Source organism: Pseudomonas vranovensis (assembly GCF_040438935.1).
Taxonomy (GTDB): domain Bacteria; phylum Pseudomonadota; class Gammaproteobacteria; order Pseudomonadales; family Pseudomonadaceae; genus Aquipseudomonas; species Aquipseudomonas vranovensis.
In genome coordinates this window covers 4,866,632-4,884,653 of the sequence record NZ_CP159259.1, presented here as the reverse complement: position 1 = coordinate 4,884,653, position 18,022 = coordinate 4,866,632, and the positions used below count along the sequence as shown (strand labels likewise).

The 18,022-nt window shown below is 54.3% G+C and carries 14 protein-coding genes; 8 read left to right on the top strand and 6 right to left on the bottom strand.

Annotated features, from left to right (window positions below; translation table 11 throughout):
• Positions 1 to 47: 47 nt before the first annotated feature.
• Positions 48 to 1,892, top strand: coding sequence for a TniQ family protein (locus ABVN19_RS22590; RefSeq protein ID WP_158259216.1), 1,845 nt, complete (start codon positions 48 to 50; stop codon positions 1,890 to 1,892).
• A 378-nt stretch (positions 1,893 to 2,270) separates the two neighbouring features.
• Positions 2,271 to 2,771, top strand: a complete 501-nt coding sequence (locus ABVN19_RS22585) for an HAD domain-containing protein (protein ID WP_084167932.1) — start codon at positions 2,271 to 2,273, stop codon at positions 2,769 to 2,771.
• A gap of 127 nt (positions 2,772 to 2,898) precedes the next feature.
• Here ABVN19_RS22585 and ABVN19_RS22580 read toward each other — a convergent pair whose 3' ends face one another.
• From ABVN19_RS22580 to ABVN19_RS22565, 4 genes are all read right to left on the bottom strand, one after another.
• Positions 2,899 to 3,939 carry an AraC family transcriptional regulator gene (locus tag ABVN19_RS22580; protein WP_256585714.1) on the bottom strand — a complete coding sequence of 347 codons (1,041 nt, stop codon included), beginning with the start codon at positions 3,937 to 3,939 and terminating at the stop codon, positions 2,899 to 2,901.
• 104 nt (positions 3,940 to 4,043) lie between these two features.
• Positions 4,044 to 5,432 carry a DUF1254 domain-containing protein gene (locus tag ABVN19_RS22575; RefSeq protein WP_105641124.1) on the bottom strand — a complete coding sequence of 463 codons (1,389 nt, stop codon included), beginning with the start codon at positions 5,430 to 5,432 and terminating at the stop codon, positions 4,044 to 4,046.
• Positions 5,433 to 5,503: 71 nt separating this feature from the next.
• On the bottom strand, positions 5,504 to 6,817 hold the full coding sequence (locus tag ABVN19_RS22570) for a DUF1329 domain-containing protein (protein ID WP_028942570.1): 1,314 nt from the start codon (positions 6,815 to 6,817) through the stop codon (positions 5,504 to 5,506).
• Between the two features lie 35 nt (positions 6,818 to 6,852).
• Positions 6,853 to 8,673, bottom strand: a complete 1,821-nt coding sequence (locus tag ABVN19_RS22565) for a DUF1302 domain-containing protein (RefSeq protein WP_051270463.1) — start codon at positions 8,671 to 8,673, stop codon at positions 6,853 to 6,855.
• A gap of 131 nt (positions 8,674 to 8,804) precedes the next feature.
• On the opposite strand from ABVN19_RS22565, the gene ABVN19_RS22560 reads away from it, so the two are divergent.
• The 5 genes from ABVN19_RS22560 (at position 8,805) to ABVN19_RS22540 (ending at position 14,553) form a co-directional block, all read left to right on the top strand.
• Positions 8,805 to 9,860 carry an AraC family transcriptional regulator gene (locus ABVN19_RS22560; protein ID WP_084167934.1) on the top strand — a complete coding sequence of 352 codons (1,056 nt, stop codon included), beginning with the start codon at positions 8,805 to 8,807 and terminating at the stop codon, positions 9,858 to 9,860.
• A gap of 69 nt (positions 9,861 to 9,929) precedes the next feature.
• Positions 9,930 to 10,718, top strand: coding sequence for a hypothetical protein (locus ABVN19_RS22555; RefSeq protein ID WP_028942572.1), 789 nt, complete (start codon positions 9,930 to 9,932; stop codon positions 10,716 to 10,718).
• A gap of 75 nt (positions 10,719 to 10,793) precedes the next feature.
• Positions 10,794 to 12,170, top strand: a complete 1,377-nt coding sequence (locus ABVN19_RS22550; protein ID WP_245219031.1) for a DUF1254 domain-containing protein — start codon at positions 10,794 to 10,796, stop codon at positions 12,168 to 12,170.
• Between the two features lie 19 nt (positions 12,171 to 12,189).
• Entirely contained in the window at positions 12,190 to 13,593 is a 1,404-nt protein-coding gene (locus tag ABVN19_RS22545; protein ID WP_028942574.1) for a DUF1254 domain-containing protein, read from the top strand.
• Between the two features lie 12 nt (positions 13,594 to 13,605).
• The gene (locus ABVN19_RS22540) at positions 13,606 to 14,553 is read left to right on the top strand and encodes a transporter (RefSeq protein ID WP_028942575.1); all 948 of its coding nucleotides are present in this window, start codon (positions 13,606 to 13,608) and stop codon (positions 14,551 to 14,553) included.
• 160 nt (positions 14,554 to 14,713) lie between these two features.
• On the opposite strand, the gene ABVN19_RS22535 is transcribed toward ABVN19_RS22540, so the two are convergent.
• Positions 14,714 to 15,331 carry a hypothetical protein gene (locus ABVN19_RS22535; RefSeq protein WP_105641125.1) on the bottom strand — a complete coding sequence of 206 codons (618 nt, stop codon included), beginning with the start codon at positions 15,329 to 15,331 and terminating at the stop codon, positions 14,714 to 14,716.
• A gap of 206 nt (positions 15,332 to 15,537) precedes the next feature.
• Positions 15,538 to 16,836: a sigma-54-dependent Fis family transcriptional regulator gene (locus tag ABVN19_RS22530; protein ID WP_028942577.1), complete on the bottom strand. Its 1,299-nt coding sequence runs from the start codon at positions 16,834 to 16,836 to the stop codon at positions 15,538 to 15,540.
• Between the two features lie 270 nt (positions 16,837 to 17,106).
• On the opposite strand from ABVN19_RS22530, the gene ABVN19_RS22525 reads away from it, so the two are divergent.
• Positions 17,107 to 17,991 (top strand): MBL fold metallo-hydrolase, encoded by an 885-nt coding sequence (locus ABVN19_RS22525; protein ID WP_028942578.1) that lies wholly within the window; start codon positions 17,107 to 17,109, stop codon positions 17,989 to 17,991.
• Positions 17,992 to 18,022 lie beyond the last annotated feature (31 nt).

Sequence of the window (18,022 nt, the reverse complement as noted above, 5' to 3'; positions counted from 1 at the left end):
AGATTTAAGTGCCTTTCGTTGCAATGCTATATGAAGGAATAAGGTGCATGTTCGGTCTATTGGTAAATGCTACGCCAAAGTGCGATGAGAGCTTGGTCGGATACCTGCATCGCTTGGGGGATTGTAATGCCCTCCGAAATGGTGAGGTTGTAAAGCTATTTAAAGAGCTGACAGATGAGCAAGTATACGAATGGTTGGATGAGGATGTAAGGCCTGTAAGCTGGCATGAAGTGGTCACAGTAGTTAGATCGCCTAAGTTCACTAATCAAAAAATCTGGTCGTTAGTTAGGTCAAAGTTTTGTCCGGTTTGTTTTGTAACTGAGCTTTACTGGCGTGAGGTATGGGAGCTAACTCTTTATACAACCTGCTCGATCCATAAAGTTGAGTTGCTATATGGATGTCCGAAGTGTCAGGCGAAAATAAATCAAAAGATACTGATCACGAAATTTTGCGACATCTGTGGATTTTCATTTTCGGATGTAACTTTTCCAACTTTAGCAGCCGATGAGTCAAAGGTTTGGATGTCGGTGGAGCTTGAAAAACGTTTAAGGCAGAGAAGTACCGAAAACACATCTGGAGTTGAGTCACTAACCTACGAACAGTTACATTTATTAGCTGTTCGCGTCGGTGTGAGGGCGTTGAGTCGAAAACATTTCATGAACATGACAGTTTCATCGATGGCGTGCAGGAACGTAGCTCCTGACTTAGCTCAAGCGGCGGGCCAAATTCTTTCGGGTTGGCCTGGGTCCTTTCATGATTTACTCACTGATCTTATCAGAATCAGAGGAACAAAACTTTCATCTAAACTAGGTTCCGCATTTGGGTTAATTTATAATGACGTGTACTTGTCTCTGGCCGATCGATGCTACGACTTTGTTCGTGATGAGTTCGAAAGGTACATCGTTCAAAATTGGGAGGGTCCTTTGGCTTTGCGGAATCGGCGTTTAAGTGAGTGCACATTGCTTGAACACCGTTGGCTTTCATACAGCAAGGCAGCGCAAAAAACTGGTCTTCCCGAAAATTTTCTTAGAAGGATGCATTTATCCGGTGAGCTCGATGCTCGGGAGTTTAGGTATTCCTGTGGTAAAACTGTCGTAGTCGTCGATATTGAAGAAGCGCGAAGGCTCTCTGCAATAGTGCACGAGCCTCTTAACCTACGGCAAACTTCTCGGCTGCTTTGCGTCAGTAGAAAGCGCGTTGAGCAGTTAATAAAATCAGGGGTACTAAATTATGTTGGCGGCTCTCCACATGCTGGTGAAAAATGGTTTGTCGACTTTAGCTCAATAATTTCTCTTGCTCCTCCACGGTTTTTACCCTATCCCAGCGATAACTTTATAACAATATCGCAGGCTGCAAAGCATTATCTGCCTACATCTGGCGGCTTGCCGGAGTTGGTAATGGCGATCCAGTCTGGGACTATACCTGTGTTTTGTAGAGCAGAGAAAGAAGCTCTAAATATTGGGAAATGGCTTTTTGATCCGAACGAGCTTGAGAAAAACAGTATAACGAGTCTTACCTCCTCGTACGCGAATGGTATGTCAGTTTCACAAGCAGCAAAAACTCTCGGTGTAAAGGATGAAGTTGCTTACGCTCTTGTACGTCTTGGTCGGCTTCGTAGCGAAACGGTTCAAAGCTCCAGGCGACCAGCACAATTGATCAGCCTCCAATCAATAAAGCATTTTGAAAGAAACTATATCCTTTCTCCAGAAATTGCGCGGATTCTAGGAACTCATGTTGTAAATGTCCAATTTCATTTACAAGCAGGAGGTTTTTCCCCTATAGCTGGTCCTAATATTTTAAGCGCACCGTGCCGCCAGAATGTATGGAGACGGGGGAAAAAGCTTATGGCGTACATTTCCACCACAGCTAATATTTACGATCTAGTTGATTGATATTGATGCCGTAGAGGCAGCATCGCGCTGCAACGATTTTCTACTTAAGGCCTGAAAAAATGAACAATATTGAGCTGTTGCGAGAAGAAAAAAGCGCCCTGCGAGTGCTGGAAATGAAAATGCACAGTCGCAATAGGCTTATTGTAGCTGTCTATGCGGCTTCCCATGCGGAGCTCGAGCGAGCAGCAGTCGCTGTAAAGGCAGCGCTGCGTGGGTCTGGCCCATCCGCTCGGCCACGAAGCTTCCGATCGCTAGAGGACGAGTTCAAGAGTTCAAAACCTTATGATTGAGTGGGATGCTTTTTGAGTCCCAGCATATTTTCTCGGTTGTTGATATTGAACGTCGATTGGGTACGACTTTTTACCTGGAGTAACCTAAGTGCAGAAAAGTACACCTGTTCTTTTCTTGGATTTCGATGGTGTCCTACATCCCGACGCCGTCTATTTTAGTCGTCTTGGGCCGACACTAAAGGCTGAAGGGAATCTTTTCATGTGGGCGCCGATTCTTACCAAGCTCCTCAACGAGTTTCCTTCGGTCTCGTTGGTATTGAGCACTAGTTGGGTTCGACTCCTCGGCCATAAGCGGGCTCTTGGCTATCTGCCTTACGAGCTGCAAGAGCGAGTTATCGGTGCTACATGGCATAGTTCAATGGCTAAAGGCTGGGTGGATGAAAGCGTATGGGACGGGAAGACACGATACGACCAGATCTGCCGGTACGCTGCGCGGTCTCAACTTCGGCACTGGGTCGCACTGGATGACGATGTACAAGGATGGGCGGAAAGTTCGGTGCAACGCTTAGTCGCTTGCTCACCAGATCTAGGACTCAGCTCTGCGGAGGTTCAAGCAGAGCTTCAAAGCCGTCTGGTTGAAATATGTTGAACGGCGGCGTGTGCTCGCATAACCAGAACTAGTCCGTCGAGTGTAGTGGTCTAATGAATCCGGACACCCATTTAGGCGAGAATGCTCGCCACAGAAAGGTGTCCGGATTCATTAGACCACTACATCCTTAGCCTAGGACTTGGCGGCGATAGTTCAATGGTGTGTCGCCTTGCCAGCGACGAAATGCACGATTGAAGCTGCTGGAACCACTGAAACCGAGTTTGGTGGCGATTTGTTCCAGGCTAAAGGCTGGGTTGGCCAGTAGGACCATCGCTTGAGCTTCGCGTGCCTGATCAAGCAACTGGCTAAAATTCAGGCCTTGGCTTCTCAGGCCACTTCGCAGTTGACTGGCGCTGATTTGCAGAGCGAGCGCTAACTGTTCGAGAGAAGCGCCGCTGGCAAGCGTATCGGCCAGCAGTGCACGCAATGCGCTCGCCGGCAATGGCAGGCGAAGTTGGGCCAGTTGACGCAAGATAGGTTTTTCCAACTGTGCCAACAAAAGCGGATTGGCGCCGGGTAATGGTAAGGCCCAGGCTTGGGGCTTGAATACCATAGCGCCGCACGGGCTACCAAAAACTACTGGGATGCCCAGATCCAGCCAGGGTGTTGGGTCATTCGGTGCCGCACGGGGAAGTTCCAGACGTCGTAGTAATTTGTTGACCTGTAGCCCGGTCTGACGCTCGAACAGACGGATGAAGAAGGCATGGAAAAAGCAATCAAGCGCCGCGTCGGTAGGTCGATCAGGGCCGTAACGATGGATCTCTAGGCGATGATTTCCGTCGGCATCGGTTTTCAGAGACGCCAAGGCGGCAGTGGTTAATACACGAATGAACTGAACATGGAGTTGCAGCGCTTCTCCGAACGTAGCGGCGGTACACAAGGCCAGATCGACGCCATAGAACTGCGCTGGCTGGTAATAACGGGCAGCATATAAGCCGAAAGCTTCATCACCGGTCACTTCCACACACCGCAGCCATAGCGGGCTCAGGGTAGCCACCGTCAAGCGCCGGTCGCTGTCCTGTATCACTATCGGATCAATTCCGACGCTGTTCATTACCGGTACTGGGTCAATACCGTATCTGCCTTTAAGGGTACCGGCGATACAGCTCACCACAGAGATCAACGTTGATTGCGCCAGCGGGGGAGCGTGGGATATAAGTCGAGCCATGGTCAGCAATCGATGGAGAGGTTACCGCCAAGGATGGCTGGCACAAACTGATCCGGCAAGATGAAAAAACCCCGGCTACAGTGACCGGGGCTGCATGAAGTGTTTCAGTCGAGACGTTTAATTGCTGGCGGTAACCAACTGCGATCAAGCACTGCTTGTGCGGGCCAATACAGGCGTAGCATCAAATTGAAGTTCGTGGCAGGCGCAGGCAACCAATTTGTCAGTTGTTCCTTCGCTGTTGGTGCCTGCGCCTGAATGTACAAATCAAGTGAACCATCAGGGTTGTAGTGCAATGCATTCCGGTCACCGATAGCGAAGCGATCCAGTGGATTGGCGAAAAAGAACTGCGCTTGATCGTAGAGAGTCAGCGACCAGAAACCCTTCACTGGCGGTAATTGTTGCTTGTCGAAATGCAGGACATACCGATGTGCCCCGGACAATATCTGGCCAGCTCCATCTCGACGCAGCGTCGGGTAGATAGCGTCTTCATTGGTGTTAGCGCCCAGGCCAAACTTGGCGACCATCGCCCGGCGTCGATAGTCGCTTGCATATTCACCAATTCCATAGGGAATTCGCCACCCATTGTGCGTTGGCAGGCTGTCTAGCAAGTGTTCGCTATCGTTTAGCGCGGCAACCACCTTGCGGAAGCCCATCCAACTACCCAGGCGCTGAAGCGCAGATTGCTGTAGGCGACAGTCCGCATTAAGCAAGCCAGCCTCACGCATCTTTTGTAGCGCTGGCGTGTCATCAGGCCGTGCCGGATTATTGCCGAGCAACTGGCAGAACGTTGTGAAGAATGACTCGGCGGTCCACGTCGCCAACTGCTGATCCGGCGCCTGACGCGGCTTCACAGGTGTGTTGCTTACCGCTGCTGCCGCGACCTTCGGAACGTCGTTACCTTGCCAGGTACTCAAGGGCTGCAGCGTCATACGATCTTGCAGGGCATTGATTTCGGAATAGTCAGTCGGCCCGCGGCTTTCGATCCGGCCGATCATCCAAGCCATGTTGGTGGGCGATCGCAGCACGTTCAGATTACCGGGGGTCTGGCCATTCCAGTTCGGACCGACAATGAGATAGTCACGTGGCTGTTCACCGGTGGTGCGTGTACCGGGGGAGGTAAAGACATTCGTCCAGGCATCCAGAATCGGTGTCATGTAGTAATGGCCGCGCATATCTGGAATGCTCAATACTTGCGGTTCGCTGCTCAAGTCGAGGTGGGCCATTGAATACAGTGTGTCGGCGTTCGGCGACACTACTGAACGAAAGCTGGCATCCGGAAAGCTGCGCAAGTGGCGCAGGTGGTTGAGCTCTACGCCTGAGCTCTGCACATGGTAACGGCGTGTGAGGTCCATCAGTACGAGCGGGTAACCAAACAGATAGGCGTCTGCGGTAGCTTTTGCTTGTTCGACAACGCTTTTACCCACCAGGCCTGCCGTCACCAATGTGGCAGTGGCTAATCCAAGACCCCAATAAACTTTAGCCATAGTAGGCATGATGTATCTCCAGAAACAGAACGATCGCCGGAAGCACGGTGCAGCCCACTTGGCGGGCTGCGTGATGATATTTACTTGCCCATTCGCTTGAGCTGGACTGGAGTGAATTCAGCTCGCGTGCTGACAAAGCCGATTTCGATCTTTTTCGGCACTTCATTGGTTAGGTAGTTTGCGGCGTATCGCCCGGAAATCAGGTCGTAGGTTACTTCCACCGCCGTTATCGGCATCTCAATATCGTGCAGCTGGGTCAGGTGCGACTCGTAAAAGCGCCACAACTCGCCACGACTGTCATAGATATCCGAAGCCATGATCTGCCAGGAATCTTCATCGATGTAGAAGCGACGTTTGCTATAGACATGCCGATTGCCGGGCTTCAGCGTGGCTTCAATAACCCAGACGCGGTGTTTTTCGTATCGCGCCAGATCGGGGTTGAGGTAACCGGGCTTAAGAATGTCAGCGTATTTGATGTCCTTGCTGGCCAAGGGAAAGGCGTTGTAGCCGACCAGCATTTCCTGCTTGCCGATCAACTTCCAATCGTATCGATCTGGAGCACCGTTGTAGCCGTCGACGCTGTCGGAGACCACCTGACCGAAGCTGTAGCGAGCACTGTTGTCATAGGCCACCGTTGGCGCACGACGGACCCGGCGTTGTCCTGGAATGTACTGCCAAGCGGAGCGCGGCTCGGCGACCTGGTTCAGTGGTTCCTGGACCAACGTTACCTCACCGGAATAGCGAGAAGGCTCAACGGTCAGCACCCGGTTGTAGAACAGCACGTTAGCGTCTACAGGCATGTCACTGATGTTCTCGCGAAAAGCGCTAAGGGCGTCATAGCCCACCACGGTGTAATCGCCACTCTCCTGTACGGTGGCCGAGGCGAACTGACGGCGCACTGAACCGCCACGAAAACGGGTCAGGTGGTTCCATAGCACTTCTTTTGCCTCGGTCGGCTCAGGGAAGGCCACACCGAAGTGATATCCCTTCAATCCATAACCATTCTCTTCCAGCGTTACTGCGCCAAGGTTATTGCGGCTTTCATCCACATATCTTTTCGGCAACCGGGTGCTACGATGACTGGGGAATACACGCATACGGTATTCGGGGTGGCGGATAAACATCGCCTGCTGACCGGGGCTCAACAGATCTTTGTATTGAGCCAGGTTGCTCTTACTGATGGTATACACGGGCTTTTCTGCCGCGTAGGGATCGGCATAGTTGCCATTGGGGCTAACCGTAGCAGCACCTGGTGGCATCCCCCCCGTCCATGCTGGAATACTGCCATCGGCATTCGCGGCGCGTTCGGCGCCAAAGGGTGTCAACGGGCCTTCAAGTCGGCTGGCATCAGTTTGCTTAGCGTGAGCCAGTGCACAGGCGGCAAGCAGGGTCAATGTGAAGCTCCATTTGGTAACTTTTGAATTAATCATTAGAAACTCACTTTGAGGTTGACTGACGCGAAGTCGCGATCATCGATGGTAGAAAACTTGTTAGAGCCAAAGAAATCGTTGTAGGCCAGCTCTAGCGAATAGTTATTTCGGTAATCAAAAGTCAGTGCCGCACCCGCGGCCATCTGTCCCTCCTGGAAGTTCGGGCCGTATCCTTCGACGTCATGGCGAAAGTTCAGTGATGGCGTGACCACCATGGCCGGAATCAGACTTTCGAACGCCAGGGCAGCACGTAGGCGATAGCCCCAGGAGAATCCGGTGGTGTAGCCATGGGTGTTGCAAAAGTCGGCATTTTTCTCGGCAGCCTGCCCAGCGTTCAGCCCTCCCGCAGCCGGATTGAAACAGGCAGCACCATTGTTCTGCACGCGACCAAACAGAGCGGCGCGACCGTAACGCTCTTCATCCAGATCGATGCCCTCGATCCAGTTGGCGCCGGCTTCGGCGATCCAGGTAAGTTTCTCTGCACCGAAGATATTGCTGATGTTATCGGTAGCACCCAAGCTGTACTGCCATACCTCCTTGCGCTTGTAACCCTGTACTTCGCTACCCAAGCTCGGGGTAGTTCCGTCGTAGATCGGAGTACTGGCACCGGCGCCTGCAACTACAGCCACCACGTCAGAAGCGTTATAGGACAGCGGCTGGTTGGGTCGGTAGCTCAACTCAGTGAACACCGCAGTGCTGCCGAGCACGCCGCTCAGGCTGATACCGAACAAGCGGATGTCTTCTGGGTACACAGTGTTGTAGGTACCGGTTGGCAACGAGCCAGCACTAAGACCAGTACGCACCCTTCCGTCCATGCTCGGTGTACGACTGTGGTAATTGGCGTAGTAGATTCCCAACTCGGCATCGTTGAGCATTTCGAGGGTTTTGCGCAGGGCCAGACCGTATTGGCCGTCATCGCTTGCCCAGTCAGTACTGCCTCGAGTCTCAAATGCGCGCGCATTAATAGCTTGCTCGGTACTCAAATTGCCTGCCGGCACAACGATCAGTCGGTTCATCTGACAACCTTCTTGAATGTTGTCGCCGACCGAGAAAAAAGTGCCGCAACCGTCCAGAACCGTCGGACGGAAGTTGTATTGATAGAACCCCTCAAGGCTCAGCGTATCGCTGAGGTCATAACTGAAACTGAGCATCTCCACTGGCAATTGGCCTTCTTTCAATTCCACCCCGGGGCGATTGAAGGCAGAAGCATCCAGAGGGTTGATCGCATTGATGCCATTCTGAAGAAACAGGGCCTCTCCCCACGACAGCACTTGCTTGCCGAGCTTGAGGCTGAGTTGACGCTCACCCAGTTCGAAGTTTTTCCATGCATACAGGTCGAGCACCTCAAACCCCTTGAACTTGGCGAGGTCCTGCCAACCACTGTCGTCAAACTGGGTGAAGTCGCCATTGGTGGATTCGTAGGCGTGGTCGTACCAATACTTGAATCGGACGAAAGCGCCCTGATTGCCATCATTAAGATCTAATTCGGTCAAGCCCTTGAAGATTTGTGAGATGGCATCGCCTTTGTCAAAGTTGAGTTTGCCATCGTCAGCGCTGTAGTTGATGCCCTCGCCGCGTTTACCGATGGAACGGGCATCCGGGGTGGTCAATTGATTTGGATCGGCGTTGCGCAAAGCCCAACTGCTGCCAAGTGTTAGGGTGGAATTGCTGGTCAGATTCCAATCATCATTGAGCTGCCAGGTGGTGGCTCGGGCTTGCGGCATGCCCGAGGTTGCAAGGGCAAGGCCCGCTGCGATGAGGCCAGGGCTCAGGCGCGATGCTCGAATAGCAGTTAGATAAGGTATGAGGAACGGCTTCATATGCTGAATCACCTGTTGTTTTTGTAATGGTGAGGTCTTCAAGGCGCTGCTAGGGTTGGCCCGTACTACGGCGTACCTTTGGCTACACACACGTAGTCGCATGGCCTTAGTGCCACCATGGGAGGATTTGCATGCAGATCGTTAATCATTGGCCGACAAATTCTTTCCCCCAGCATCGAAATAGGTCGTCGTTATGCGTCTCCATAATCAATTCAGCGGTTCAGGAACTTGACGCCCGTGGCGTGGACTTGCAGCGCCTACAAGCCGATTGGGGGGTCAGCATCACCACGCTGCGACAACCGCAACTACGTTTGCCGGCATTTCTGGGGCGACGATTCTGGGAGGTAGCGCGCGAACTGAGTGGCGATCCAGCCATTGGGCTGGCCGCCGCCCGGCAAAATGACCCTGGGCAAATGTTGGGCTTGGCGTATCTGATGCAAATGATGCCTACCCGCCTGGCCTCCTTGCAGATGCTGGTACGCTACTGGCCGTTGCTGGCCGGCCACTTGGCCTTGCAGTGCATGGAGCGCGACGGGCTGCTGTGTGTAGCCTTGGTACCCAACCAAGAACTATTTCCCGCTATTGAGGAGGTGGATTGCTGGGGGGCTCTTCAGGTTCAGCACCTAAAAGGATTGCCAGGCACACGCAACGCTGTATGCGAACTACGCCTACGTCGCTCAGTCCCCATCGATCCTTCGCCTTGGTTGCGGTTGCCAGTCGGCAAAATTCAGTTCTGCGCTGAACGCGATGAGGTGGCCTTGGACATTGAAGCCCTACAAGAATTGCGACCAACAGGTAGCCCGGCAGTGTGCGCTGCGCTGGAAGACGCGTTAGAAAGATACGCAGTGGATACGCTGAAGCCTTCGATACTGGAATCAGTGGCCGATATGGTTCTGGGAAGTCTCGCTGCAGGGCCGGACTTTGAGCAAACGGCACGACACCTTCATGTGGCTTCACGTACGCTACACCGTGCCCTGCAACGTGAGGGGTGGAGCTTCAACGCAATTGTGGATACTCAGCGACGTTATTTGGCTGGCGATCTGATCCAGGCGGGTGAGCTGGCGGTAAGCGAAGTAGCCGGGCGACTGGGCTACCGAGAGGTTTCCAATTTTATCCGTGCCTTTCGTCGCTGGTACGCGGTGGCCCCAAGAGCATTTTCGCAAAGCCGCGTTTGCTCCCAGTATTAAATTGGTTGATTTCCTCCTATTCTGCTGACCCTCGTTACGCGGCACACGCTACTTAAGGAAGAGTCGTTGATGTTCAAACACACATTGCCCACCTTATTTATTGCGGCAATCACGCCATTGTCCACCCATGCGCTGGCCGACAATGCCGAGACAGCGAACAAAAGTAACAACCCGCTCAACCTGGCACCGGGACTGAATATTCAGGACTATTACACGCCGACGATTGACGACAGCAATGCCCATACTAATGACCTGTTGCTACGTGGCACCCTGCCACTTGCCCCTGGCGACTTCATCGGTGTACCGCAACTGCTTCGCGCCACCTTGCCGATCAGCACTCGACCAGATCCCCATAATGGCTACAGCACCGGTGTTGGCGACCTCAATCTGTTCGACATCTTCTTGCTCAAGACCGAAGGCGTTCAGCTCGGTATTGGTCCGCAGATCACCGCTCCCACCGCCGAATTCGACGAATTGGGCACCGGCAAATGGCAGGCGGGTCTGGCGGCTGTCGCCATCGATTCATCGCCGCGTGGCCTGCTAGGAGCGTTGGTGCAGTACCAGAGTTCATTCGCTGGTGATCATGGTCGCCAGCATGTAGAAACTGCCACCTTCCAACCCCTCCTCATTCATAACCTGCCCAAAGGTTGGTACCTACGCTCCACAGGAACTTGGACCTACAACCTAAAGGACGACACTCACTACATTCCGGTGGGCCTGGGTGTGGGCAAGGCCTGGAAATCCGGGCACAACATTCTGAATGCTTTTGTCGAACCGCAGTGGACGGTTGACCACAAGGGGCCTGGTCTACCCAAATTCACCGTATTCGCTGGACTGAATATCACCCTCGGTAAGTAAGGATGCACAATGATAAGAACAATAGGTTTTTTGTTTCCCCTGACATTGGTAGCGAGTATCGCTCACGCCTCGTCCATGGAAACGCGTTTCGCTAACCTGGAAATGCAGGGCACGCTGCCGACCCCAGCGTCAGTGGCAAAACTGTACGAAGAGCTAGATTACCAGCAGGCAACCCAAAGCTACCTTTGGGCATTGCCCATCGTTGCATTTGCCGAATGGCAACAAGCTCACGAAAAGGTCTTCGGGGCCAAGAGCGGTGACCTGGTTATCTATGACAACTATCAGGACAAGCTCGGCATCCTCACTGCCAATGCCACCACCCCCTACATCATCAGCTTCGTTAATCTGAAAGAGACAGGTCCGCTGGTGATTGACTTACCAGCCGGACCGACTGCAGGTGGCGTGGGTGATTTCTGGCAGCGTTCGGTGATTGATCTTGGGCAGACTGGGCCCGACAAAGGCAAAGGCGGAAAATACCTACTACTCCCCCCAGGTGAAAAGGCGCCCCAAGATACGCAGGGTTACTACGTCGTTGAAGCCAGCACGATGAACGTCATGCTTGGTTTTCGCGTGCTGGACCCGGATCCGGTCAAAGGAAAGGCTCTTGTTGATCAGTTCAGGCTGTATCCCTATGCCCAGCATGGCAACCCCCCGGCCACCCGTAAGGTCACACCAAATGGCAAGAAATGGTACGGGGGTCAACCCCAAGGCTTAGCCTACTGGCAGCGTCTCCACGCAATCATTCAAGATGAACCAGTCGCCGAGCGTGACCGATTCTATATGGCCATGCTGGCCAGTTTAGGCATCGAAAAAGACAAGCCATTCGCGCCTACTGCGGCTCAACAAAAGGCGTTGCTTGAAGGGACGCAAGCCGGCGAATTGATCGCCAAGGCCAATAGCTTTGCCAAGCGCTTCCCTAACTCCCGGTTCTGGCCCGACCGGGGTTGGGATCTGGTGTTGAATATCGCAGACCCCAGCCAGCGTATGCAGTACTTCGATCAGCTGTGGGAGCGTACCGCGTACTACTACGAGGCTGTGACCAATAGCAAAGGCATGATCAGCAAGACGCCTGGCTTGGGGCAGACTTACCTCGGTGCCTATACCGACAAGGCTGGCAACTGGCTTGACGGTGGCAACGCCTACACCTTGCGTGTACCTGCTGGAGTTCCAGCCAAGCAGTTCTGGTCGGTAACGGTCTACGACACCGACACACGTTGTCTGATCGATAACCCCCAGCGCAAGGCCGACCTGTCGTCGCGCCAAGAATTGAAGAAAAACGCCGACGGATCGGTAGATATTTACTTCGGTCCCACTGCCCCGGTAGGAATGGAAAATAATTGGGTGCAGACAGTGCCTGGCAAACACTGGTTCAGCTACTTCCGCCTCTACGCGCCTACACAAGCTTACTTCGACAAAAGCTGGAAGCTGAATGACATTCAACTTGCCAAATAAGGACGCCGCCATGAATGCAATGACCAAATCACGTCTGTTCTTGGCCGGCCTTTTCGGCCTGCTCGCCAGCACGGCGCAAGCTGACTTCAGCGCCACCCCAGCCGAAGCCCGAGCCATCGCCAAGGAAGCTTACCTTTACGGCTTTCCTGCTGTTGAAATGTACAAAACGCTGTATGCCCAAGCGATCGATCAACATGGACCGAATTTTAAAGCACCGTTCAATCAGATCGGCAACAGTGCCAACGTCTTCACTCCCAAAGACACCGCGATCATTACGCCGAACTCAGATACTCCTTATTCATTCGTATGGATGGATTTGAGAGCCGAACCGCTGGTGCTGACGCTGCCAGCCATCGAAGACAGCCGCTACTACTCCGTTCAACTCATTGACCTTTATACTCAGAATTTCGATTACCTCGGAACCCGTAAAACCGGTAACAAGGGTGGTCGATACATGATCGCTGGCCCAGACTGGCAAGGTACAAAACCAGCGAACATCGACAAACTCATTCGTAGTGAAAGCAACATTGCCTACGCCTTGTACCGCACCCAGCTGTTTGACGAAAGCGACCTGGCTAACGTCAAGAATGTCCAACAAGGCTACAAGGTCCAGGGTCTCAGTGCCTTTCTCGGTAAAACCGACAAACCTGTCGCCGGGACGATAAACTGGCCAAAGCCAGATGCCGACATCACCCAGCAACCTGCCTTGTTCCGATATCTCAGTTTCATGCTGTCCTTCGCCCCTACAGTGCCCAGTGAGAAAGACGTCATGGAGCGGTTTGCCAAGATTGGCGTGGGCCCTGGCCAATCATTCGACGAGCACAAGCTCAGCGCAGAACAACTTCGGGTGTTGCAAGCAGGTATCGATGACGGTCGAGCGGAATTCGAAACATTCAAGAAATCTCAAGTCGATACCCACAAAGTTGTCAGTGGAGACTTTTTCGGCACTCGCGAACATCTGAAGAACAATTATCTGTACCGTTACGCTGGCGCCAAAATGGGTATTTTCGGCAACTCCGCTGAAGAGGCTGCTTACATGGGCTACTTCGTCGACAACAGCGGCAAGGCCGCCAATGCCGAAATCCACGACTACACCCTGCATTTCCCCAAAGGGCAACTGCCTCCAGCCAACGCCTTTTGGTCGCTCACAATGTATGACGGGAAGACTCAGTTACTGGTCGAAAACCCGATTAACCGCTACCTGATCAACTCGCGCATGGTGCAAGACCTTAAGCTGGACGCCGATGGTGGATTGACCTTGTATGTGCAGAACAAGGCGCCGGCCAAAGACCTGATAAACAACTGGCTGCCAGCACCAAACGGGCCTTTCTACGGAGTGCTGCGTCTGTACCTGCCCAAGCCGGAAGTCACCAGCGGTCAGTGGAAACTTCCGTTGCTGACACCCGTCTCTCAAAAACAATAAGCGAAGACACTCATGTTCAACCCCTACGTACTGCGCATCCTGTTAGCACTAAGCATGGTCGGCAGCAGTCCAATAGCAATGGCCGTTGAAGGCGGCGTCGGCCGGCCGGTCACTGGCCAACAGGTATTCTCCAATGCCGGGATCGTCCCACCGGAACCTGGTTGGGTAATGTCCTTGACCAGTATTTGGTATGACGGCGACCTGAAGGGCAATGTTCAGGTGCCAATCGGGGGCACCTCGAGTACCGGGTTGGACATGAAAGTCTCCTATACCATGGCAAACTTCACCCATGTATGGGACACAGGTAAGGGACGTTGGAACTACGCCTCGGCCATCGGTGTACCAGTGCAGCACACTGATATTAGTGCGAGTATCACCGGTCCCCGAGGGAGGACCTTGGGTACCGGAGACGAGGCCACCCAATTTGCCGACATGCTGGTGACGCCGATTGCGGCTGGTTACCACTTCGATGCGGTGAACCATATCTCGTTCTCGCTACCAATCTATATGCCAACCGGTGCATACAACGACGATCGGCTGGCCAATGCCGGCCAAAACACTTACACCCTCATGCCCACGGTGGCGTTCACACATCTCGACGGAAAAGGTGGCGAGTTCACCGTGTCCAGTGGGCTGGAGTTTTATACCGAGAACGATGCAACCAACTACCAGAACGGCGAGTTGTTCACCCTAGAGGCATTGTGGACCCATGGCTTGGGCGACGGCTGGGCCGCCGGCATGGCGGCAGGTTATATCCAGCAAATCAGCGATGACACCGGAGAAGGCGCCACCAGCGGCTTTCGCGGACGCTCCGTCGGTGCAGGTCCGGTAGTTGCCTGGACAGGTAAGTTTGCTGACACGCAGGTCAACATCAGTGCCCGCTGGGTACCAGAATTCGATACCAAGAATCGTCCTGAAGGCGATGGCTTTAGCATCAATCTAACACTGGCGTTTTTATAGAGGTGCAAGGCACGTTATTCGCACCGATGTGCGCCTAACGTGCCTCGAGGAGAAAGAGTTCGCCTAAAAACAGCGCCCCCTTTCTCTTTGTCGCTGTTGACTAGAAAGTTACCAGACCCTCAGCGACTCTCGTCAGTGAAACTGGGAGTTCTCAATCGACTTAACGGATGATCCGCGTGAGTTCATAGGGAGGATTCTGGATTTCACATGTACCTGTCCCATTTTTGAAGCCCTGAAAGTAAACAGTTTTACCGACGTAGTCCGGCTGCATCAGTTCCCCTGTACCACATGGACCAAAATCAGCTGAGACCTCGTAAAGCCGCTTGGAGAAATCAGCACCCTTTCCGGGCGAAACCGTCCCCTTAGCAGTACGACGGTGGCCGTTGGCATCGACAGTTACAAGCTCGATCCATTTGGTTCCACCGCTCTCATAGGCCTGAACGTAATTCCCTTGATTCGCTGGAAACTCAACACGTGCGATTTCGCTCGCTTCACTGGTGCCGGCGAGCATAGCCAGGGGAACAGCCAACGAAAACACAGCCTGAAGCATCAAACGCATAGATCTTTCCTCACTGTGGATGACAGCGGTGCGCTGGCCCTGCAACACAAGATGGGGGGCTACCTGTGTATTTAACCAGTGGATGAGGAGTTTTTTGAGGGGCCTGGTCGTGCTGGTGGATGTGTTCAGGAAAACAAGGGGCGATTCAATCAGCGCCGACAAGCTGCCATCAATAAGCACGGTTTCACCGTTCCTCAGCCGGTTCGCCTGCGCGCTCATGTTCCACGTGGAACCAACTATTGTGTGAGGCGAATAGGCTCTTCTCATTTTTTTTGTGAGTCCTAACCGGCGGTCTCACAAAAAAGGTGAGTTTTCGTCAATGTTTGCAGGGGCAACCGAATCATCTATTTTGTGAACCTACATCAGGTTCCCACACCCCAAAAACAAACCCCGGCCTCTGCCGGGGTTTGTTGTTTCTGGGGGACTTAAAGTCCAAGCTCGCGCAAACGCCGATACAGCGTGCGCTCACTCAACCCCAGGTGTTGCGCCAGCTCACTGCGAGAACCATCAAAGCTCTCCAGCGCATGAGCCAGTTGTCCGAGGGTGTCCTTGCTGCGCCGTCGTCCTGGTTGTTGTGCGTGCCTACCCTCCTCGCTTGCCAACTCGGCTGGCAGGTGTTCTGGGCGGATGACACCGTCATCGGCAAACAGGCGCGCCCGCTCAAGGATATTACGCAGCTCTCGGATATTGCCGGGGAAACTGTGCAGGCTGAGCTGCTTCATCACTTCGCTGTCGACCTGCGGCGCGGTCTTGCCGGCCATGCGCTGCAGCAGGCTTTCGACCAACAGTGGCAAGTCGTCTACCCGCTCCCGTAACGCCGGTAGGCGAATGGGAAAACCGCTGATACGGTAGTAGAGGTCTTCACGGAAAGTGCCGGCGGCGGCCATTTCCTTGAGCGGCTTGTGCGTCGCCGAAATCAGGCGGAAGTCGGAGTGGACGGTACGCAGGCTGCCCACCGGGCGAAAGCTTCCCGACTCGATCAGGCGCAGCAGTTTGACCTGCATGGCCAACGGCACTTCACCAATCTCATCAAGGAACAAGGTACCGCCATGCGCGGCTTCGGCCAGGCCGATCTTGCGCTGCAAGGCGCCGGTGAAGGCGCCCTTCTCGTAGCCAAACAGTTCGCTCTCGAACAGCGACTCGGTGAGGCCGGTGCAGTCGACCACTACCAGCGGACCATTGGCCCGCGGGCTGCCCAGGTGCAAGGCGCGGGCAAAGAGCTCCTTGCCGGTACCGGACTCGCCCTGCAAGAGCACAGGAATCTGCGCGGGTGCAGCACGCTGCAAGCTGGCCAGCGATGCCTGGAATGCCGGAGAGCGCCCTACCAACCCTTGCTGCTGTGGCTGTGCCGATGCAACGGCAATGCTGGTCAGACGCTCGACAAAGGCCACGACCTCACCCTGCTGATCGAGGATCGGCCGCAGTTCGACATCAACGTGTTCAGGCCCGCGCGGCGTGTGATGTACATGCAGCACCCGCTCCGGCGTGCGGCTCTCCCAGGCTTTGCGCATCGGACACAGCTCGCCTGCCTGGTCGCAGGGCACGGCGTAATGGTGGGAAACCCGATGGCATTTGCTGCCCACCGGGGGCTGGCCTTCGACACCGAACTGGCGTTGATACGCCGCGTTGGCCGCCAGAATGTTGTAGTCGGTGTCCAGCACGATGGTTGGCTGTGCGTCATGCTCAAGGTAGGACACCAATGCTTGGACGGCGGGGTCGGGCATTGCTCGCGAAGAATAAGACATAAGGCACCAGGAAAAGCACCCGAGCAGCTTAACTGAAGGCGAGAGCGACTGCCAAAAACTGCCAGGGACTGCCATGAGCTGACAGACCGAACGGCAGTCTGTCGCCGGGCACGCCATGAACCGCCACTGAAACCGGCGTTTTAGCGCAACCAAGGTCCGCTTGAACGGTGGCACACATCTTGATGACAGCTTGGCCAATGCCCATACACGGCTCGAAGCCATGGCACCTGGAAATTCTGGAGAGCGGTAATGATCATCGGCGGCAATTTGTATGTGGAAGCGTTGTTCGACGACGCGACCTCGACCATCAGTTATCTGGTGATGGATAGGAGCAGTAGTCAGTGCGCGTTGATCGACAGCGTGCTGGACTACGATCCCAAGTCCGGCCGTACCAACACTGCGTCGGCCGACAAGCTCATCGCCCGGGTCAAGGCGCTCGGCGGCCAGGTGCAGTGGATTCTGGAAACCCATGTGCATGCCGATCACTTGTCGGCAGCGGCCTATCTCAAACAGTCCCTCGGTGGCCAGGTCGCCATCGGCAATCAGATCACCCAGGTGCAAAAGGTGTTTGGTGCCCTGTTCAATGCCGATCAGGGGTTTGCCCGAGACGGTAGCCAGTTCGATGTGCTGTTCGAGGACGAGCAGGCATTTGCCATCGGCACTTTGCGTGCCCGCGCCCTGCATACACCTGGCCATACACCGGCCTGCATGACCTATGTGGTGGAGGTCGACGGGCAGTGCGTCGCGTTCGTCGGCGACACCCTGTTCATGCCCGACTACGGCACCGCTCGCTGTGATTTCCCTGGCGCCAGCGCGCGCACCCTGTACCGCTCGATCCAGCGCATCCTTGCCCTGCCCGCGGATACATGGCTGTTCATGTGCCATGACTACCTGCCCGGCGGCCGCGAGCTGCGCTACATGACGACAGTGGCCGAACAGCGCGCCAGCAATATCCATGTGCGCGAAGGCATCAGCGAAGACAGCTTCGTGGCCATGCGCGAAGCCCGCGATGCCACCCTCGATATGCCGGTACTGATCCTGCCGTCCGTCCAGATCAACATGCGTAGCGGCCAGTTGCCAGAGCCTGAAGCGAACGGTGTGCGCTACCTGAAGATTCCGCTCAACGCACTCTGAGCAACACCCCAGAATTATTATTAAAGGAATA